General features: G+C 72.7%; 17 protein-coding genes. 9 read left to right on the top strand and 8 right to left on the bottom strand.

Annotated features, from left to right (window positions below; translation table 11 throughout):
• Positions 1 to 19: 19 nt before the first annotated feature.
• Genes argJ through AC27LF_RS13295 form a run of 4 tightly spaced genes read left to right on the top strand, consistent with a single transcriptional unit; the run spans position 20 to position 3837 of the window.
• Positions 20 to 1171: a bifunctional glutamate N-acetyltransferase/amino-acid acetyltransferase ArgJ gene (gene argJ / locus AC27LF_RS13310; protein WP_479656519.1), complete on the top strand. Its 1152-nt coding sequence runs from the start codon at positions 20 to 22 to the stop codon at positions 1169 to 1171.
• A complete protein-coding gene (argB, locus tag AC27LF_RS13305; protein WP_479656518.1) occupies positions 1168 to 2082 on the top strand; it encodes an acetylglutamate kinase in 915 nt (304 codons plus the stop codon). Before argJ ends, argB begins: the two co-directional genes overlap by 4 nt.
• On the top strand, positions 2079 to 3278 hold the full coding sequence (locus tag AC27LF_RS13300; protein WP_479656517.1) for an acetylornithine transaminase: 1200 nt from the start codon (positions 2079 to 2081) through the stop codon (positions 3276 to 3278). Before argB ends, AC27LF_RS13300 begins: the two co-directional genes overlap by 4 nt.
• Positions 3279 to 3285: 7 nt before the next feature.
• Positions 3286 to 3837 carry an arginine repressor gene (locus AC27LF_RS13295; RefSeq protein WP_404025362.1) on the top strand — a complete coding sequence of 184 codons (552 nt, stop codon included), beginning with the start codon at positions 3286 to 3288 and terminating at the stop codon, positions 3835 to 3837.
• A gap of 245 nt (positions 3838 to 4082) precedes the next feature.
• Here AC27LF_RS13295 and AC27LF_RS13290 read toward each other — a convergent pair whose 3' ends face one another.
• The 5 genes from AC27LF_RS13290 to AC27LF_RS13270 form a co-directional block, all read right to left on the bottom strand.
• Positions 4083 to 4820: an FAD:protein FMN transferase gene (locus tag AC27LF_RS13290; protein ID WP_479656597.1), complete on the bottom strand. Its 738-nt coding sequence runs from the start codon at positions 4818 to 4820 to the stop codon at positions 4083 to 4085.
• Positions 4821 to 4875: 55 nt separating this feature from the next.
• Positions 4876 to 5658, bottom strand: a complete 783-nt coding sequence (locus tag AC27LF_RS13285; RefSeq protein WP_479656516.1) for an FMN-binding protein — start codon at positions 5656 to 5658, stop codon at positions 4876 to 4878.
• Positions 5659 to 5707: 49 nt separating this feature from the next.
• Positions 5708 to 7090 carry a ferredoxin reductase family protein gene (locus tag AC27LF_RS13280; protein ID WP_479656515.1) on the bottom strand — a complete coding sequence of 461 codons (1383 nt, stop codon included), beginning with the start codon at positions 7088 to 7090 and terminating at the stop codon, positions 5708 to 5710.
• Positions 7091 to 7149: 59 nt separating this feature from the next.
• Positions 7150 to 7650 carry an FMN-binding protein gene (locus AC27LF_RS13275; protein ID WP_479656514.1) on the bottom strand — a complete coding sequence of 167 codons (501 nt, stop codon included), beginning with the start codon at positions 7648 to 7650 and terminating at the stop codon, positions 7150 to 7152.
• 69 nt (positions 7651 to 7719) lie between these two features.
• On the bottom strand, positions 7720 to 9072 hold the full coding sequence (locus AC27LF_RS13270) for a ferredoxin reductase family protein (RefSeq protein ID WP_479656513.1): 1353 nt from the start codon (positions 9070 to 9072) through the stop codon (positions 7720 to 7722).
• Between the two features lie 174 nt (positions 9073 to 9246).
• Between AC27LF_RS13270 and AC27LF_RS13265 the strand changes: the two genes are divergently transcribed.
• Together AC27LF_RS13265 and AC27LF_RS13260 are read left to right on the top strand one after the other, a co-directional pair.
• Positions 9247 to 9987: a response regulator transcription factor gene (locus tag AC27LF_RS13265; RefSeq protein ID WP_479656596.1), complete on the top strand. Its 741-nt coding sequence runs from the start codon at positions 9247 to 9249 to the stop codon at positions 9985 to 9987.
• Positions 9984 to 11582, top strand: coding sequence for a sensor histidine kinase (locus AC27LF_RS13260; protein WP_479656512.1), 1599 nt, complete (start codon positions 9984 to 9986; stop codon positions 11580 to 11582). The genes AC27LF_RS13265 and AC27LF_RS13260 overlap by 4 nt, the downstream gene beginning before the upstream one ends.
• 468 nt (positions 11583 to 12050) lie before the next feature.
• Here the strand turns inward: AC27LF_RS13260 and AC27LF_RS13255 are convergent, their stop codons facing one another.
• The 3 genes from AC27LF_RS13255 to AC27LF_RS13245 all read right to left on the bottom strand — a co-directional run bounded on the left by AC27LF_RS13255 (position 12051) and on the right by AC27LF_RS13245 (position 14438).
• On the bottom strand, positions 12051 to 12755 hold the full coding sequence (locus AC27LF_RS13255) for a L,D-transpeptidase family protein (protein ID WP_479656511.1): 705 nt from the start codon (positions 12753 to 12755) through the stop codon (positions 12051 to 12053).
• Positions 12756 to 12757: 2 nt separating this feature from the next.
• The gene (locus AC27LF_RS13250; protein ID WP_479656510.1) at positions 12758 to 13345 is read right to left on the bottom strand and encodes a pyridoxamine 5'-phosphate oxidase family protein; all 588 of its coding nucleotides are present in this window, start codon (positions 13343 to 13345) and stop codon (positions 12758 to 12760) included.
• Positions 13346 to 13523: 178 nt separating this feature from the next.
• Positions 13524 to 14438 (bottom strand): hypothetical protein, encoded by a 915-nt coding sequence (locus AC27LF_RS13245; RefSeq protein WP_479656509.1) that lies wholly within the window; start codon positions 14436 to 14438, stop codon positions 13524 to 13526.
• A gap of 176 nt (positions 14439 to 14614) precedes the next feature.
• Here AC27LF_RS13245 and AC27LF_RS13240 point away from each other — a divergent pair, with 176 nt between their 5' ends.
• From AC27LF_RS13240 to AC27LF_RS13230, 3 genes are all read left to right on the top strand, one after another.
• Positions 14615 to 15808 (top strand): argininosuccinate synthase, encoded by a 1194-nt coding sequence (locus AC27LF_RS13240; RefSeq protein WP_479656508.1) that lies wholly within the window; start codon positions 14615 to 14617, stop codon positions 15806 to 15808.
• A 102-nt stretch (positions 15809 to 15910) separates the two neighbouring features.
• The gene (gene argH, locus AC27LF_RS13235) at positions 15911 to 17362 is read left to right on the top strand and encodes an argininosuccinate lyase (protein ID WP_479656507.1); all 1452 of its coding nucleotides are present in this window, start codon (positions 15911 to 15913) and stop codon (positions 17360 to 17362) included.
• 340 nt (positions 17363 to 17702) lie between these two features.
• Positions 17703 to 18674 carry an aldo/keto reductase gene (locus tag AC27LF_RS13230; RefSeq protein WP_479656506.1) on the top strand — a complete coding sequence of 324 codons (972 nt, stop codon included), beginning with the start codon at positions 17703 to 17705 and terminating at the stop codon, positions 18672 to 18674.
• Positions 18675 to 18713 lie beyond the last annotated feature (39 nt).

The following is an 18713-nucleotide window of genomic DNA, read 5'->3' as shown; positions in this document are numbered from 1 at the left end:
CAGCGAACAAGGAGATGCAGTGAGCGTCACGGCAGCCAAGGGATTCACGGCGGCGGGCATCGCCGCCGGGATCAAGCAGAACGGCAACCCGGACCTGGCCCTCGTGGTCAACGACGGGCCCCGCCGGGCCGCCGCGGGCGTCTTCACCTCCAACCGGGTGAAGGCCGCCCCGGTGCTCTGGTCCGAGCAGGTCGTCAAGAGCGGCCGGCTCTCCGCCGTCGTCCTCAACTCCGGCGGCGCCAACGCCTGCACCGGCCCCCAGGGGTTCCAGGACACGCACGCCACCGCCGAGAAGGCGGCCGAGGTGCTGGGCCGCGGCGCCGTCGAGGTGGCCGTCTGCTCCACCGGCCTGATCGGTGTCCTGCTGCCCATGGACAAGGTCCTGCCGGGCGTCGAGGCCGCCGCCGCCCAGCTCTCCGAGCACGGCGGTGAGAAGGCCGCCATCGCCATCAAGACCACCGACACCGTGCACAAGACGTCCGTCGTCACCGGGCAGGGGTGGACCGTCGGCGGCATGGCCAAGGGCGCCGGCATGCTCGCCCCCGGCCTCGCCACCATGCTGGTCGTCCTCACCACGGACGCCGTCGCCGACGACGAGACGCTGGACCGGGCGCTGCGCGCCGCCACCCGGGTCACCTTCGACCGGGTCGACTCCGACGGCTGCATGTCCACCAACGACACCGTGCTGCTGCTCGCCTCCGGCGCCTCCGGCATCACTCCGGACCAGCCGGAGTTCGCCGAGGCCGTACGGCGGGTCTGCGACGACCTCGGCCGGCAGCTCATCCAGGACGCCGAGGGCGCCAGCAAGGACATCAAGATCGAGGTGATCGGCGCCGCCACCGAGGACGACGCCGTCGAGGTGGGCCGCTCCATCGCCCGCAACAACCTCCTCAAGTGCGCCATCCACGGCGAGGACCCCAACTGGGGCCGCGTCCTGTCCGCCATCGGCACCACCGGCGCCGCCTTCGAACCCGACCGGCTGAGCGTCGCCATCAACGGCGTCTGGGTGTGCAAGAACGGCGGCGTCGGCGAGGACCGCGACCTGGTCGACATGCGCTACCGCGAGGTCCACATCGTCGCCGACCTGTCGGCCGGCACCGAGACCGCCACCATCTGGACCAACGATCTGACCGCCGACTACGTCCACGAGAACAGCGCCTACAGCTCATGAGCACCGGAACCACGCGTAAACACACCGCGCTACCCAAGGCCCGGATCCTCGTCGAGGCGCTGCCCTGGCTGACCCGGCACCACGGCAAGACCGTCGTCATCAAGTTCGGCGGGAACGCCATGGTGGACGAGGAGCTGAAGGCGGCCTTCGCCCAGGACGTGGTCTTCCTGCGGCACGCCGGCCTCAGACCGGTCGTGGTGCACGGCGGCGGCCCGCAGATCAGCGCCGCGCTCGACCGGCACGGCATCGTCAGCGAGTTCAAGGCCGGCCTCAGGGTCACCACCGAGGACGCCATGGACGTCGTACGCATGGTGCTCGTCGGGCAGGTGCAGCGCGAACTGGTGGGGCTGCTCAACCGGCACGGGCCGCTCGCCGTGGGCCTGACCGGCGAGGACGCGCACACCATGACCGCCACCAAACACCTGCCCGAGATCGACGGCGAACCGGTCGACATCGGACGGGTGGGCGAGATCACCGCCATCGACACGGGCGCGATCGAGGCCCTGCTCGCCGACGGCCGCATCCCGGTCATCTCCTCCATCGCCCGCAGCCAGGACGACGGACACGTCTACAACGTCAACGCGGACACGGCGGCCGCGGCACTCGCCGCGGCACTGGGCGCCGAAACCCTCATGGTCCTCACGGACGTCGAGGGGCTGTACGAGGACTGGCCGCACTCCGACGAAGTGATCAGCCGCCTCACCGCTTCCCAACTGGAGAAACTGCTGCCGGATCTGTCCGCCGGCATGGTGCCGAAGATGCGGGGCTGCCTGCACGCCGTGCGCGGCGGCGTGCGCACCGCCCGCGTCATCGACGGCCGGGTCCAGCACTCGATCCTGCTGGAGATCTTCACCGACGAGGGCATCGGCACCATGGTCGTGCCCGACAAGCAGGAGGGGGACGCCCCATGACGGGCAATCAGGAACTGACGGCGCGGTGGCAGGGCGCGCTCATGAACAACTACGGCACCCCCCGGCTGCCGCTGGTGCGCGGCGCCGGCACCGCGCTGTGGGACGCCGACGGCACCAAGTACCTCGACTTCGTCGGCGGCATCGCGGTCAACGCGCTCGGCCACGCCCACCCCGCGGTCGTGGCGGCCGTGAGCCGGCAGATCGCCGCCCTCGGCCACGTCTCCAACCTGTTCATCGCCGAGCCGCCGGTCGCACTCGCCGAACGGCTCCTCCAGCTCTTCGGCCGCGACGGCCGGGTGTACTTCTGCAACTCGGGCGCCGAGGCCAACGAGGGCGCCTTCAAGATCGGCCGGCGCACCGGGCGGACCCACATGGTCGCCACCGAGGGCGGCTTCCACGGCCGGACCATGGGTGCCCTCGCGCTCACCGGCCAGCCCGGCAAGCAGGACCCGTTCCGGCCGCTGCCCGGCGACGTCACCCACGTGCCCTACGGCGACGCGCAGGCGCTGGCCGCCGCGGTCACCGAGGAGACCGCGCTCGTCGTCATCGAGCCGATCCAGGGCGAGAACGGCGTCGTGGTGCCGCCCGCCGACTATCTGAAGGCGGCCCGCGCGATCACCGCGGCCACCGGTTCGCTGCTGGTCCTGGACGAGGTGCAGACCGGCGTCGGCCGCACCGGCAACTGGTTCGAGTACCAGGCCCACGAGGGTGTCCTGCCGGACATCGTCACCCTCGCCAAGGGCCTCGGCGGCGGGCTGCCGCTGGGCGCCACGGTCGCCTTCGGCCGGGCCGCCGAACTGCTCGGGCCCGGCCAGCACGGGACGACGTTCGGCGGCAACCCGGTGGCCTGCGCCGCGGGGCTCGCGGTCCTCGACACCATCGCGAACGACGGGTTGCTGCAGAACGTCAAACGGCAGAGCGAACGGCTGCGGGACGGGATCGAGGCGCTGGGCCACCCATTGGTCGCCCATGTCCGGGGTGCCGGCCTGCTCCTGGGTATCGTGCTCACCGAGCCGCTCGCGCCGCAGGCCCAGCAGGCGGCTCAGGAAGCCGGTTTCCTGGTGAACGCGCCCGCTCCCGACGTGCTGCGGCTGATGCCGCCGCTGAACGTCGGCGACGACGAGACGGAGGCGTTCCTGAGGGCCCTGCCCGGCATCCTCGACGCAGTCGACGGGGACGGACGATCCGGAGAATGAGACGACGATGAGTCTGGAGCAGGACCACGGGCAGGACAACGAGCAGGCCGCCGGGCCCGCCGTGCCGCAGACCCGGACCGCACGCCACCGCCGGATCGTGGACATCCTCAACCGGCAGCCCGTGCGGTCGCAGAGCCAGCTGGCGAAGCTCCTGTCCGACGACGGGTTGAGCGTCACCCAGGCGACGCTCTCCCGGGACCTGGACGAGCTGAACGCGGTGAAGATCCGCAACACCGACGGTGACCTGATCTACGCGGTGCCGAGCGAGGGCGGATTCCGTACGCCGCGGGCCCCGCTCGGGGAGTCGGCGAAGGAGGAGCGCATGCGGCGCCTCTCCCAGGAGCTGCTGATCTCCGCGGAGGCTTCGGCGAACCTCGTGGTGCTGCGGACCCCTCCGGGGGCCGCGCAGTTTCTCGCGTCCGCCATCGATCAGGCGGAGCTGCACGACATCCTCGGGACGATCGCGGGTGACGACACGGTGCTGTTGATCAGCCGGGAGCCCAGTGGGGGGCAGGCTCTGGCGGACCACTTGCTGCGCTTGGCCCAGAACGGTCACTGACGGTATTCGGGGGCCGGGGGTGGGGGCCGGGGTCGCGCTCCCGGGTGCGGGCCGTATTCGGCAGGTTGCGCAGTTCCCCGCGCCCCTTGGGGTGAGTGCTGTGGTTGGTTTGGTGCGGGTGGTGTGTGGCTGGTCGCGCAGTTCCTCGCGCCCCTTGGGGTGGGTGCTGTGGTTGGTTTGGTGCGGGTGGTGTGTGGCTGGTCGCGCAGTTCCCCGCGCCCCTGTAGCTGAGGCGCCGCGAGGCGTTAGCCCAGGCGGGAGGCCAAGCCCTCTGTGCAGCGGACCTCGTCGCCTGCTGTGATCAGTAGGGCCTCCACGTCCGGCAGGGACTCCAGCCAGTCGAGGCCGGCCCGTGAGCCCATCGCGAACGCGGCCGTGGCCCAGCAGTCCGCCCACGTCAGCCGGGGAGCGATCACCGTCACCGCCACCAGGTCCGTGACCGCCGTCCGCCCGGTCCGCGGGTCCACGATGTGCGCCCCGCGCTCCGCCGTCCCGGACGTCGCCACCGCCAGCCGGTCCACCCCGGCCGCGGACACCACCGCCGCAAGACCACCCGGCCGCAGCGGATCCGCCACCCCGACCCGCCACGGCCGGTGCGGCTCGGGCACGCCGAACATCTGCACGTCGCCGCCGCCGTTCACGCTCACCCCGCTCACCCCGGCCGCGGCGATCCGCAGCGCGGCCCGCTCGGCGGCCCAGCCCTTGACGATCCCGGTCGGATCGAGCCGGCCCCGGTAGACCGTGCTGAACCACCCCTCGCTCAGCCGCTCCGCCTCGGCTCCCAGCTCCAGCACCTCGGCCACCTCCAGATCGCAGTCCGCCACGGTCAGCTCCCCCCGGGCCAGCCGGGAGACCTGACTGTCCTCGCGGTACGTGCTGAACACCTCGTCGACCCGGTGCAGCCCGGCGACCGCCTCGTCCAGCGCCGCCCGCACGGCATCCGGTTGCCCGCCGCGGACGTCGAAGGAGAAGACCGTCCCCATGACCTCCTCCGCGTGCCGCACCGCGGCGGGAGTCTCCGCCGGCTCCGCCGCCACGTCAGCCACCGGCCTGGTCCAGCGCCGACTGGAGTGACTGCTTGTAGCCGTTGCTGGTGTAGGTGGCGCCGGAGACGGTGTCGATGCGGGCGCTCTGTGCGGCGACGGCGGCCTGGTTCAGTCTGGGTACGGCGAGTGCTGTCTTCTGGTCGCTGGTGCCACCCTTGGGCGCCTGCACCGCCTCCGCCTCGGTGATCTTCCCGTCGGTGACCGTGATCCGCACCTGGACCGGACCGTACGGGGTCTGCGCGGCCCCGCCGGTGAGCGTGCGGGAACCGGTCCGCGCGGCGCCGGAGGACGGCGCGGCGGGCGACGCGGGCGAGGAACCCGCCGCCTTCATCTTGTCCAGCGCCGACTGGAGTGACTGCTTGTAGCCGTTGCTGGTGTAGGTGGCGCCGGAGACGGTGTCGATGCGGGCGCTCTGTGCGGCGACGGCGGCCTGGTTCAGTCTGGGTACGGCGAGTGCTGTCTTCTGGTCGCTGGTGCCGCCCTTGGGCGCCTGCACCGCCTCCGCCCGGGTGATCCTGCCGCCTGCGACGGTCAGGCGTACCTGCACGGCCCCGTACTGGGTCCGGGCCGCGTCACCGGTCACCGTGCCCGATCCGGCGGCCTGCGCTCCGCCCTGCGGCGACTCCTGCGCCGCCGCCGTCTGCTGGGGCGCCGCGCCCGCCGCCGACGCGGAGGCCGGGTCCGAGGCCGGCTTCAGCGTCAGCAGCAGGACGACACCGGACACGGTGGCCGCCGTGGCCAGCACGACGCGCCGTATGGGGTGGCTCTTCCGCATCTTGTGTGCACTCCTGATTTCCCGTCGGGTTCCGCTGAGAGTCCGTCGCTCACATCTCGAACGACTCGTGATGGATGCGGCGGGCGGGAACCCCCGCGCCGCGCAGCGCCTCGTACACCGACTGCGCGAACCCGGGCGGACCGCACATGAAGACGTCGTGCCGGTCGATGTCCGGGATCTTCCGCCGGAGGTTGTCCGCGGAGATGTCCGGCCGTTCCCCCTCCGGGCTGTTCACCGCGTACATCAGCCGGGCGCCGCGTTCCTCGGCGATCGACGCAAGCTCGTCCCACAGCGCCAGGTCCTGCGTGCTGTTGGCCCGGTAGAGCAGGGTCAGGTCGCCGGCCGCGCCGGGCAGCGTCTCGAACAGCGCCCGCATCGGCGTGATGCCGACGCCGCCCGCGACCAGCAGCACCTTGCCGCGGCTGCGCCGGGACGCGGTGAGCGCGCCGTACGGGCCCTCGGCCCACACCCGGGTGCCCGGCCGCAGTTCGCGCAGTCGGGCGCTGTGGTCGCCGATCGCCTTCACCGTGATCCGCAGCATGTCCGGCCGGGGCGCCGCCGACAGCGAGTACGGGTGCGAGCTGAACCGCATGCCAGGCGCCAGGAACCGCCAGCGGAAGAACTGCCCGGCCTCCGCGCCCATCCGGTGCAGCCTGCGTCCGCCGATCAGCACCGAGACGATGCCCGGGGCCTCCTCGATCACCGCCTCGACCCGCATCCGGTGCCGCAGGTTGAGCCGGATCGGGGTGAGGACCCGGTACCACAGGAGCAGCGCGGTCACCGAGCCGTACAGGGCGTACCAGAAGGTCTTCGCGGCGGGTTCGAGGGCGAAGTCGTTGCCGGCGGTGATCTGGTGCCAGAACGTCAGGAACACCGCCGCGTACGTCATCAGATGGACGTGGTACCAGGTGTCGTACGGCAGCCGGCGGCGGACCGCGCCGACCGAGGTCAGCCCGATCAGCACCAACAGGCCCGTGCCGATGGCCGCCTTGCCCATGTCGGGCAGTTGGTCGATGGAGTCGACGGTCTGCTGGACGATGTCGCCGAGCGACTTGCCCGCCCGCAGCGCGTAGCCCCACATGATGAGGAAGACATGGGCGAGGACCAGGCACAGCGTGTAGCGGCCGCTCATCGCGTGCCAGCGGGCCACCCGGTCCGAACCGACCCGCCGCTCCAGCGCGGGGACCCGCGCCATCTGCAGCACGACCAGCGCCATGAGGTAGCCGGCGAGCAGACCCGTGATCCGGCCCGCGTTGAGGATCCTGCTGTTGTCGTCGGCGATGGACGGCGTGTTGTGCCACCACAGCCACAGCACGCCCGCCGCGCCCGCGGCGACGGCGAGCAGCAGCGGGACGGCCGGGGAGCGGCGCGGGCGGATGCGGCGCATCGTCTGGCGGCGGGCGGCACGTCCGCCTGCGAGGGTGGTGGTCACGGTTCCTCCGGGGGGACGGGACCCTTGGCCCACAGATACGTGTCACGGCTCCCGAGTGTTCACAGGCCCGCGGAGTCCAGTGCGGACTGGAGTGACTGCCGGTAACCGTCGCTGGTGTAGGTGGCGCCCGACACGGTGTCTATCTGCGCGCTCTGCGCGGCCAGCGCCTCTTGGCGCAGCTGGGGCAGGGCGTAGGCACTGAGCTGCTGGTCGCGCGGATTGTCCTGCGGAGAGACGACGGCCGTGACGTCGGTGAGCCGGCCGCCCCGCACCGTGACGCGCACCTGCACCGGGCCCCAGCGGGTCTGTGCCGTGTCACCCGTGACGGTCTTGCTGTCGGCGGCCGGAGCGGTGGCCGACGCGCTCGCCCCCGCGGACGAAGCGGGCGCCGGCGCGGACGAAGCGGGCGCCGGCGCGGACGAAGCGGGCGCCGGCGCACCGGCGGCCACCGACGGGGTCGCGTGCGGCTTCAGGGCCAGCAGCAGGACCGTCCCGCAGACGGTCGCGGCACTCGCCAGTACGACGCGGCGCAGCGGACGGGCCTTCCTCAACGCGTGCACGACGGCCTCACACCTTTCCCGGGGTTCTCACAGCTCGAATTTCTCGGGGTTCTCGGGTTCTCGGGGTTCTCACAGCTCGAACGACTCGTGGTGGATACGGCGGTCCGGCACGCCCGCGGACCGCAGCTGCGTGTACACGTCCTCGGCGAAGCCCTGCGGACCGCACAGGTACACGTCGTAGCCGGCGAGTCCGGGGAAGGCGGCGCGCAGCGCACCGGCGGTCAGCGCCGGGCGCTCGCCGTCCGCTCCGTTGAGGGCGTAGCGCACCGTCGCCCCACGCCACCGTGCGATGGCCTCCAACTCGCCGCCCAGCGCCAGGTCCTGTGCCGTGCGCGCCCGGTAGAGCAGCGTCACATCGCCGGGCAGCGTCTCGAACAGCGCCCGCAGCGGGGTGATGCCGACGCCGCCCGCGATCAGCAGCGTCCTGTGCGCGGTGCGCCGGTCCGCCGTCAGGGAGCCGTACGGGCCCTCCGCCCACACCCGGGTGCCCGGCCGCAGCAGCGCCACGGCCGCGCTGTGACCGCCGAGCGCCTTGACCGTGATCCGCAACCGGTCCCCGCGCGGCGGCGCCGACAGCGAGTACGGCGTCGACGTCCAGCCCAGGCCCGCGCCGAGGAACCGCCAGCGGAAGAACTGCCCGGGCCGCACGACCAGCTCGTCCAGCCGCCGGCCGCACACGACGACCGAGTACACGCCCGGCGCCTCCCTGTGCACCGACTCCACGCGCAGCCGGTGGCGCAGGTTCAGCCGGGCCGGCACCACGATCCGGTACCAGACCACCAGGGCCGCCACGCCCAGATAGAGCGCGTACCAGGCGGCGCTGGCCGCGGGCCTGCCGGCGAAGTCGTCGCCCAGCGCCAGCTGGTGCGAGAAGGCGAGAAAGACGGCGGCGTACGTCAGCAGGTGCGTGTAGTACCAGAACTCGTAGCTGGTGCGGCGGCGCACGGCGCGCGCGGAGGCGACGCCCACCGCGCACAGCAGCGCCCCGCCCGCGGTCGCCTTCAGCATCTCCGGGTAGTCGAGGACCACGGTGACCGTCTCACGGACGAGCGAGGCGTGGTCCTGCGCGGCGTACCCGGCCAGGATCAGCACGACGTGCGCGACCAGCAGACAGACCGTGTACCGGCCCGCCATCGCATGCCAGCGGGCCACCCGGTCCGAGCCGATCCGCACCTCAAGCAGCGGGACCCGTGCCATCAGCCCCACCAGCACCGCGCAGGCGTACCCGCACAGCAGACCGGCGATCCGCCCGGCCCCGGTCAGCCAGCCCGTCGCGCCGACGACCGTACCCGTGTCCGTCCACCACAGGGCGAGCACGGCCGCCGCGCCCGCCCACAGCAGCACCGGCAGCCAGAGCGCCGGGGACCACCCTGAGGCGGGCGGAGCGGCGCGTGCCGTCCGCCGCTCATGCACCGCGGCCATGATCACGTCCTCTCTCCCGGCGGATCCGCACCGTGCGCCGCCGCCGGAGCCGCCACTGTGCCGCCGCAACCTCTGAACCGGCTCTCAGGGCAGCCGCGCCGAGCGGACTCAGAGGAACCTCAGAGCGTTCCCGCGGCCCGGCCGCGCCCGGGATGGGTGATGCTGGAGGACGAGATGAACACCACCCGCTCCGGCCGCCCCGCCCTGACCCGCCCCGACGGGACCCCGCTGCGCGTCCTCGTCGTCGACGACGACCCCGACCTCGCCGAGGTGCTCACCGGCGCCCTGCGCTACGAGGGCTGGCAGGTCCGCGCGGCCGGCGACGGCGCCGCGGCGCTCGCGGCGGCCCGCGAGCTGCTGCCCGACGCGGTCGTCCTCGACGTGCTGCTGCCGGACACCGACGGCTTCGCCGTGCTGCGTCGGCTGCACGAGGTGAAGCCCGACGTCTGTGTGCTCTTCCTCACCGCGCGGGACGCCGTCGAGGACCGCATCGCCGGGATCACCGCGGGCGGCGACGACTACGTCACCAAGCCGTTCAGCCTGGAGGAGGTCGTCGCCCGGCTGCGCGGACTGCTGCGCCGCGCGGGCATGGCCCGGCAGCAGGAGGAGGGGCCGCGGCTGGTCGTGGGCGACCTGGTCATGGACGAGGAGGCCCGCGAGGTGACCCGGGCCGGCGAACTGGTCGAGCTGTCCCCGACCGAGTTCGAGCTGCTGCGCTTCCTGATGCGCAACCCGCGCCGGGTGCTCAGCAAGGCACAGATCCTCGACCGCGTGTGGTCCTACGACTTCGGCGGCCAGGCCCATGTGGTCGAGCTGTACATCTCCTACCTGCGCAAGAAGGTCGACGCGGGCCGCGCGCCCATGATCCACACCGTGCGCGGGGCCGGCTATCTGCTCAAGCCGGCGCTCTCATGAGGGCGGTACCGCCGGGTGTGGCGCGGGGCCTGCGGCGGCTGCCGTGGCCGCGCACACTGCGGGCCCGGCTCAGCGCGGGACTGGTCGTGCTGCTCGCCGTCAGCTGCGCCGCCGTGGGGGTGGCCGCCGTCGTCGAGCTGAACGGCTTCCTCACCCGCCGCCTCGACCAGCAACTGGCCGACGTCGGCAGTCGGCTACCGGCCAGCCTGGAACACCAGGTCCTGGTGCCGAGCGACCACGACGGCGACGAGCACGGCGACACCAGGCGCCAGGTGACCGGCACATTCGGCGCCCGGCTGGTCGACGACCGGGTCACCAACGCCGCCGTCGTGCCGTCCGGCAGCGCCGCCGCCAATCTGCGCGATGTCACCCTGCCCGCCGGGGACCAGACGCGGCTCGCCGCCCTGCCGGCCGACGGCCGGGCCCGCACCGTCGAACTGGCCTCGCTGCACGCCTCCTACCGGGCCGCCGCCTACCGGGGCCAGGACGGCGACGTGCTGATCACCGGGCTGCCGCTGGAGCCGGTGGAGGCCGCCGTGCACCGGCTCGAACTGGTCGCCGGGATCGTCTTCGGCGCCGCCCTGGTGATCGCCGGTGTCGCCGGGGCCCTGTGGGTGCGCTGGTCGCTGCGCCCGCTGACCCGGGTCGCCGCGACCGCCACCCGGGTCAGCGAACTGCCGCTGGCCAGCGGGGACGTCGTGCTGCCCGCGCGGGCCCCGCAGGCCGACCCGCGCGGTGAGGTGGGGCAGGTGGCCACCGCGTTCAACCGGATGCTCGGGCACGTCGAGAACGCGCTGACCAAGCGGCAGGCGAGCGAGGAACGGCTGCGTGGCTTCGCCGCCGACGCCAGCCACGAGCTGCGCACCCCGGTCGCCTCGGTGCGCGGCCACGCCGAACTCGCCCTGCTGCATCCCGGTCCTGTGCCCCCGGAGGTGACGCGGGCCCTGGAACGGATCGCCGCCGAGTCCGCGCGCATGGGCGAGATGGTCGACGAGATGCTTTTGCTCGCCCGGCTGGACGCCGGACGCCCCCTGGAGCGGCGGCCCGTCGACCTCACCCGGCTCGTGCTGGACGCCGTCACGGACGCACGGGCCGCGGGGCCCGGCCACGGGTGGGCGCTGGAACTGCCCGAGGAGCCGGTGACGGTGACCGGCGACGCCCACCGCCTGCAACAGGTGCTGGCCAACCTGCTGGCCAACGCGCGGTCGCACACGCCCGCCGGTACGAAGGTGACGGTGTCCCTGGAGACCGACGGCGACACCGTCCGGCTGGACGTCCACGACACCGGGCCGGGGGTTCCCGAGGAGGTCAGGCCCGGCGTCTTCGAACGCTTCACCCGTGCCGAGCACCGCCGCCGCACGGAGGCCGCGGGCGGCGGGGCGGGGCTCGGACTCTCGATCGTGGCGGCGGTGGCGGAGGCACACGGAGGAACCGTGGACCTGGAAAGCCGCCCAGGCACCACGACCTTCACGGTCCGCCTCCCCGCACAACCCCCCGCCCCCCAGCCGCCCCCGGGCCCAGCGGCAGCGGACCCCACCCGCCCACGCCCCGAGCCCGACCACGAGGCACGGAGATCCACCACTCCCCGCCGCTGACCCGCCACCGGGCGCCCCGAGCCCGCCGCAGGGCCCCAGGGTGGGGTGGTGCGGGAGGGCCTTGCCCTCCGGGGCCGGAGTTGGTTCCCGTGCGCTCGGAGTCCGCGGCAGCGGGGCCGTGGGGGAGGGAGCTGGTCCCTGAGGGGCCGGGGCTGCCGCTCCGGGGCCGGAGCCCGGCGCTGTGCGTCTGTAGCCGGTCCCGTGTGTTCGGGGTTCGTCGCTGGGTCGGAGTCTGTCCCTCCCGGGAGGGAGCCCGCTTCTCCGGGACCGGAGCCCGTGTCCCGCGACATCAGCCGGCCCGCGCCACGAGCCCGGTGATGCGGCCCCGGTGCCTGCCCTTCCCGGCGGGAGCCTGACCGTGCGGCATGGGAGTCTGCTCTTCCCGGAGGGAGCCTGACCGTGCGCGGCCCGCGCTCGGCTGGTCGGGAGCCAAGGGCAGCGGGCCGGGGCGAGCGGGGCAGGTCGGGGTCAGTAACGGGTGATCGCGGTCGGGCCGCCTGTCGTGCCGATGGCGATGTGTGGTCGGGCCTTCGGGTCGGTCCAGCGCAGGATGCGGCGCATGGCGTCGGCCGGGACCGACACGCAACCGGCCGTCGCGCCGGACCCGTTGACGTGCAGGAAGATCCCGGCGCCGCGGCCCCGCACGGGCCGGTGGTAGTTGAAGCCGATGACGAGCGCGTGCGCGTACTGGGTGCGGTACCCGATCAGGTGCTCCGACTCGGCGGCCCGGCAGTCCGCCGGCCGGGGCTCGGTCCAGCGGTTGTAGGACCGGGACGCGGTGTCCTGGCACCACCAGGAGTTCTCGCGCACCGGCCGGTACCGCATGGTCGTGCCCGGCGGCGCGGGCCGCACGCCGAAGGCGAACGGCAGGTCGTACAGCCCGGTCGGGGTGGTGTTCGTGCCCTGCTCGCGCGCGGTGCCCTCGACGAGCCCCTTCGCCCCGAACCGGGCCGGCGCCGAACCGGCCCGCAGCCACCGCCCGCCCCGCCGGTCCCACCAGGTCACGGTGCCCGACGTCGCGCCGGCCCGCGGCGCCTCGGCGGTGATCAGCTGGCCGCCGCCACCCGTGTCGGCCATCCGGGCCGGCAGCGGGGGCGTCTCGGCGGCGGCGGGCGCCGTACCGAGCAGGAGGAGGGACGTGGACACGAGGGTGACGACGACACCTGGACGCATGTTCAGACGGTAGACGGCGGCAGCGGCAACGGCAGTCCCGGCAGGCCGTCCAGGCTCGTCGCCACGTGGTCCTTCTTGGTGAAGTAGTCGCTCAGCGAGGCGTCGTCCTCCCGCGCGAAGCGCCGCTCGTGCAGATCCCGGTCCGTCTCGTACGCCATGAAGGGAACCGCGTACCCGCAGGTGTCCCGGACGAGTTCGGCGTGGACGACGATGATGGCGCGCAGACCGTGCGGGGTCGGGTCGATGTCGGGGAAGTGGCCGAGCAGTGCGCGAAAGCGCGGGTCGTCGCGGAAGACCGGCTCGCCCCGGCCGTGCACCCGCACGATGTTCGGCGGCCCCTGGAATGCGCACCACATCAGCGTGATGCGGCCGTTCTCCCGCAGATGGGCGATCGTCTCGGCGTTGGAGCCGGCGAAGTCGAGGTAGGCGACGGTGTGTTCGTCGAGCACCGCGAAGGAGCCCTTGAGTCCCTTGGGGGAGAGGTTGACGGTGCCGTCGCCGGAGAGGGGAGCGGTGGCGGTGAAGAAGAGGGGCTGTTCCTCGATGAACGTGCGGAGTCTGCCGTCGATGCGCTCATACGTCTTTCCCATGTCCGCCGAGTATCCCAGCGATCCGCATGGCCGTCGAAGGAGAACGCGTCCGCCGAAGGAGAAGGCAGGGGGAGCCGCACGTCGAAGGAGAAGCCGGATCCGGGTGGGGACGGATCCGGCTTCCGCCGTGGCCGCCCCGGCCGGCGCTGACACGGGGCGGACACGGCTGCCTGTCACCTCACTGAGTGAGCGTGCAGGCGGCCAGGGAGTCGAGGCCGGCCGGCTTCTCGGCCGTGCGCCCGATGGAGATGGCGATGCGCTCGATGGTCGAGGCACGCTTGTCCTTGAGGGGGCCGAGGATGGCGTTGTCGACGAAGTTGGGTCCGCCTTGGCCGACGGTGTCGGTGAGGCGTTTGTTCGCTTCCTGGATCTGGGTCTGGAGCAGGGCGAGGTTGCGGTCGACCTCGGCCTGTGCGGAGGCGGGGACCGCGGGCAGCTGCGAGGCGACGTCGGGGCAGCTGATCGCGCCCGCGGCGGCGCCGTCGTCCGGCTGCTGCGGCACACCGGCGCCGTCCGCGCCGGTGTCACCGGCTGCGGCCCCGCCCGCACCGGCCTCTCCCGCCGCCCCGGCACCCGCGTCGCCCGCACCCGCCTCCCCGGCACCCGCCTCCCCGGCACCCGCCTCCCCGGCACCCGTGTCCGCGCCGCCCGCGCCGAGCGCGCACGGCGCGAGCGCCTCAAGCCCGGCCGGCCGCGCCGCCGTACGGCCGATCGCCGTCGCGATGCGGTTGACGGTCGCCACCCGCTTGTCCTTGAGGGGGCCGAGGATGGCGTTGTCGACGAAGTTGGGTCCGCCCTGGCCGACGGTGTCGGTGAGGCGTTTGTTCGCTTCCTGGATCTGGGTCTGGAGCAGGGCGAGGTTGCGGTCGACCTCGGCCTGTGCGGAGGCGGGGACCGCGGGCAGCCGCGAGGCGACGTCGGGGCAGCTGATCGTTCCCGGTGCCGCGAGGGTACGGGCGTCGGTGCCGCCGGCCTCGGAGCTCTCCCCGGCGAGCGCGGAGCCGGCGATCACCGCGCCGGACAGCACCAGGGCGGCGGCGCCGCCGATCAAGGTCACGCGACGCTTGTCGTACTTGGGAAGTGCCCTGGACATGGGGATGCCTCACTTGGGTCAGGGGTGGGTTCACGGACGCGGCGCCGACGTCACCAAGACATACGGGAAAGCGGTTTCGAGCGTTCAACGCGCCGCCGATTCCCCCGCAGATTGACGAATCATGCAGAGTGCTGCATACTCATGCATGTCAGCCAGTGCACTGTGAGGAGAAACCCGTGACCGAGCGCGTCGTACTCGCCTACTCAGGCGGTCTGGACACCTCCGTCGCCATCGGCTGGATCGCCGAGGAGACGGGCGCCGAGGTCATCGCCGTTGCGGTCGACGTCGGCCAGGGCGGCGAGGACCTGGACGTCATCCGCAAGCGCGCCCTCGCGTGCGGCGCCGTCGAGGCCGAGGTCGCGGACGCCAAGGACGAGTTCGCCGAGGAGTACTGCCTCCCGGCGATCAAGGCCAACGCCCTGTACATGGACCGCTACCCGCTGGTCTCCGCCCTCTCCCGCCCGACGATCGTCAAGCACCTGGTCGCCGCCGCCAGGAAGCACGGCGCCACCACCGTCGCCCACGGCTGCACCGGCAAGGGCAACGACCAGGTCCGCTTCGAGGCCGGCATCGTCGCCCTCGCCCCCGACCTCAAGTGCATCGCCCCGGTCCGTGACTACGCGATGACCCGGGACAAGGCGATCGCCTTCTGCGAGCAGAAGCAGCTTCCGATCGCCACCACCAAGAAGTCCCCGTACTCCATCGACCAGAACGTCTTCGGACGCGCCGTCGAGACGGGCTTCCTGGAGGACATCTGGAACGCCCCGATCGAGGACATCTACGAGTACACCTCCAACCCGGCCGAGCCCCGCGAGGCCGACGAGGTGATCGTCACCTTCAAGGAGGGCGTCCCGGTCGCCATCGACGGCAAGCCCGTCACCGTCCTCCAGGCCATCCAGCAGCTCAACGAGCGCGCCGGAGCCCAGGGCATCGGCCGGATCGACATGGTCGAGGACCGGCTCGTGGGCATCAAGTCCCGCGAGGTGTACGAGGCTCCGGGCGCGATCGCCCTGATCACCGCCCACCAGGAGCTGGAGAACGTCACCGTCGAGCGCGAACTGGCCCGCTACAAGCGGCAGGTCGAGCAGCGCTGGGGCGAACTGGTCTACGACGGCCAGTGGTTCTCCCCGCTCAAGCGCGCCCTGGACGGCTTTGTCGACGAGGCCAGCCGCAGCGTCTCCGGCGACATCCGGATGACCCTGCACGGCGGTCGCGCGGTGGTCACCGGCCGGCGCTCCGAGCAGTCGCTGTACGACTTCAACCTCGCCACCTACGACACGGGCGACACGTTCGACCAGGCCGCGGCCAAGGGCTTCATCGACATCTACAGCCTGTCGTCGAAGATCGCCGCCAAGCGCGACCTGGCCTGACCGCCGGGCGGCGGCACCCGCACTGGCCTGACAACCGCCTCCCCGCTCGCCTCCGAGCGGGGAGGCGGCGGCACATCCGTAACTCTCCTAGGAGCAACGCAAGTGAGCAGCAACAGCGGTGACGTACGGCTCTGGGGCGGCCGGTTCGCGGACGGTCCCGCCGAGGCCCTGGCGAAGCTGTCCGCGTCCGTCCACTTCGACTGGCGGCTCGCCCCCTACGACATCGCCGGTTCGCGCGCCCACGCGCGCGTGCTGCACAAGGCGGGGCTCCTCACCGACGACGAACTGACCCGGATGATCGCCGGCCTCGACCGGCTGGAGGCGGACGTGGCGGACGGCTCCTTCGTCGGCACCGTCGCCGACGAGGACGTCCACACCGCCCTGGAGCGCGGCCTGCTGGAGCGGCTGGGCCCGGACCTCGGCGGCAAGCTCCGCGCGGGCCGCTCGCGCAACGACCAGGTGGCCACGCTCTTCAGGATGTATCTGCGCGACCACGCCCGGACCATCGGCGGCCTGATCGCCGACCTCCAGGACGCGCTGATCGGCCTCGCCGAGGCTCACCCGGACGTGGCGATGCCCGGCCGCACCCACCTCCAGCACGCCCAGCCGGTGCTCTTCGCCCACCATGTCCTCGCACACGTCCAGGCGCTGTCCCGGGACGCCGAGCGGCTGCGCCAGTGGGACGAGCGCACGGCCGTGTCGCCGTACGGCTCGGGGGCCCTGGCCGGTTCCTCGCTGGGTCTGGACCCGCAGGCCGTGGCGGAGGACCTGGGCTTCGAGCACGGCAGCGCCGGCAACTCCATCGACGGCACGGCATCCCGCGACTTCGTGGCCGAGTTCGCCTTCATCACCGCGATGATCGGGGTGGACCTCTCCCGGATCGCGGAGGAGGTCATCATCTGGAACACGAAGGAGTTCTCCTTCGTGACGCTGCACGACGCGTTCTCGACGGGCTCGTCGATCATGCCGCAGAAGAAGAACCCGGACATCGCCGAGCTGGCCAGGGGCAAGTCCGGCCGGCTGATCGGCAATCTGACCGGGCTTCTCGCCACCCTCAAGGCGCTTCCGCTGGCGTACAACCGCGACCTCCAGGAGGACAAGGAGCCGGTCTTCGACTCCTGCGACCAGCTCGAAGTCCTCCTGCCCGCCTTCACCGGCATGATGGCCACGCTCACGGTCCACCGGGAGCGCATGGAGGAGCTGGCGCCGGCCGGTTTCTCGCTCGCCACGGACATCGCCGAGTGGCTGGTGAAGCAGGGTGTGCCCTTCCGGGTCGCGCACGAGGTGGCCGGCGAGTGCGTGAAGGCCGCCGAGGCCGAGGGCAAGGAACTGGACGAGCTGACGGACGAGCAGTTCGCAAAGATCTCCGCCCACCTCACTCCCGAGGTCCGCACGGTCCTCAACGTCCCCGGCGCCCTGGCGTCCCGCAACGGCCGAGGCGGCACGGCCCCCACCGCGGTCGCCACCCAGCTGACAGAACTCAAGGCAGACGTACGAGCCCAACACGACTGGTCGACGCCCAGAGATGGCCGCACTGTGAGCGAGCGGGAGTGAAGACGCCCCGCAAGGGCCGCGGGGAACGGCGCGAGCAACCACGCCCAACCCGCACCCGCTGACGTACCGTGGGCCCCGAGCTGTACGGCGCCTGCACTTGGGCCGAGGCGAGGGCGCCCCGAAAGGGGCGCGGGGAACGGCGCGAGCAACCACGAACGACCGGCACCCGCCGACGCACCGTAGCCCCCGAGCTGTACGGCGGTCGTCAGGGGCGCGGGGAACGGCGCGGGCAACCACGAACGCCCCGCACCCGCCGACGCACCGCAGGTCAATCGCACCGCAGGTCAATCGCACCGCAGGTTAACGTGGGTCGGAGTCAGCCGACCGAACGGAGCCCGCGATGCCCTTCGCCCGTCTCGCGACCGCAACCACCCCGACCTGCCACATCGGACTCGGTCTCGCCGCCGTCGGCCGCCCCGGCTACATCAACCTGGGCCGAGAAGAAGACCTGGGAGAAGACCGCAGCGTCGAGACGCTGCGCACCCGCACCCACGCGCTCCTCGACGCCGCCTACGCCCAGGGCGTGCGCTACGTCGACGTGGCCCGCTCCTACGGCCGCTCCGAGGAGTTCCTGGCCGACTGGCTGCGCACCCGCCCGGACGCCGCCGACGTGGTCGTCGGCAGCAAGTGGGGCTACACCTACACCGCCGGCTGGTCCACCGAGGCCGAGCAGCACGAGGTCAAGGACCACAGCCTGCGCACGTACGAGCGTCAGCGTGCCGAGACCGACGGGCTGCTCGGCGACCGGCTCGACCTCTATCAGATCCACTCGGTGACCCCGGACAGCCCGGCCCTCGCCGACAAGGAACTGCACGCGAAACTCGCGGAGGCCGCCGCCGGGGGCCTGACCATCGGCTTCTCCACCAGCGGCCCGGCCCAGGCGGACGCCGTCCGCGCCGCCCTCGCCGTCACGGTCGACGGCGAACCCCTCTTCCGTACCGTGCAGTCGACGTACAACCTCCTGGAGACCTCGGCCGAGCCGGCGCTCGCCGAGGCGCACGACGCCGGGCTCACGGTGATCGTGAAGGAGGGCATGGCCAATGGGCGGCTGTCCGCCGCGCAGGCGCCGAAGGCGCTGCGGGCCGTGGCGGAGGAGACGTCCCTGGGCTGCGACGCGGTCGCCCTCGCGATGATCCTGCGCCGCCCGTGGGCGGGTGTCGTGCTGTCCGGCGCCGCGACCACCGGCCAGCTCGCCTCCAATCTGCACGCCGCGGCCGTCGACCTGGACGAGGAGCAACTGGCCCGGCTCGCGACGCTCGCCGAGGAACCGGCCGCGTACTGGGAGCGGCGCGGCCGGCTCCCCTGGCACTGAGCCACCCCGCCGAGCACCGCCCGCTGATACGTCCACGCC

The sequence above is a fragment of the Streptomyces diversicolor genome (genome assembly GCF_057537855.1).
Note: the sequence above shows the minus strand (reverse complement) of the source record. Positions and strands in the feature narration are given on the sequence as shown.

Bases quoted from the DNA above. Each gene is read 5' to 3' on its own strand.
- AC27LF_RS13265 (WP_479656596.1), top strand. From the start codon at position 9,247: ATGAACACCACCCGCTCCGGCCGCCCCGCCCTGACCCGCCCCGACGGG.
- AC27LF_RS13300 (WP_479656517.1), top strand. From the start codon at position 2,079: ATGACGGGCAATCAGGAACTGACGGCGCGGTGGCAGGGCGCGCTCATG.
- AC27LF_RS13245 (WP_479656509.1), bottom strand. From the start codon at position 14,438: ATGTCCAGGGCACTTCCCAAGTACGACAAGCGTCGCGTGACCTTGATC.
- AC27LF_RS13290 (WP_479656597.1), bottom strand. From the start codon at position 4,820: ATGGGGACGGTCTTCTCCTTCGACGTCCGCGGCGGGCAACCGGATGCC.
- AC27LF_RS13250 (WP_479656510.1), bottom strand. From the start codon at position 13,345: ATGGGAAAGACGTATGAGCGCATCGACGGCAGACTCCGCACGTTCATC.
- AC27LF_RS13270 (WP_479656513.1), bottom strand. From the start codon at position 9,072: ATGGCCGCGGTGCATGAGCGGCGGACGGCACGCGCCGCTCCGCCCGCC.
- AC27LF_RS13295 (WP_404025362.1), top strand. From the start codon at position 3,286: ATGAGTCTGGAGCAGGACCACGGGCAGGACAACGAGCAGGCCGCCGGG.
- argB (WP_479656518.1), top strand. From the start codon at position 1,168: ATGAGCACCGGAACCACGCGTAAACACACCGCGCTACCCAAGGCCCGG.
- AC27LF_RS13230 (WP_479656506.1), top strand. From the start codon at position 17,703: ATGCCCTTCGCCCGTCTCGCGACCGCAACCACCCCGACCTGCCACATC.
- AC27LF_RS13260 (WP_479656512.1), top strand. From the start codon at position 9,984: ATGAGGGCGGTACCGCCGGGTGTGGCGCGGGGCCTGCGGCGGCTGCCG.
- AC27LF_RS13285 (WP_479656516.1), bottom strand. From the start codon at position 5,658: ATGCGGAAGAGCCACCCCATACGGCGCGTCGTGCTGGCCACGGCGGCC.
- AC27LF_RS13255 (WP_479656511.1), bottom strand. From the start codon at position 12,755: ATGCGTCCAGGTGTCGTCGTCACCCTCGTGTCCACGTCCCTCCTCCTG.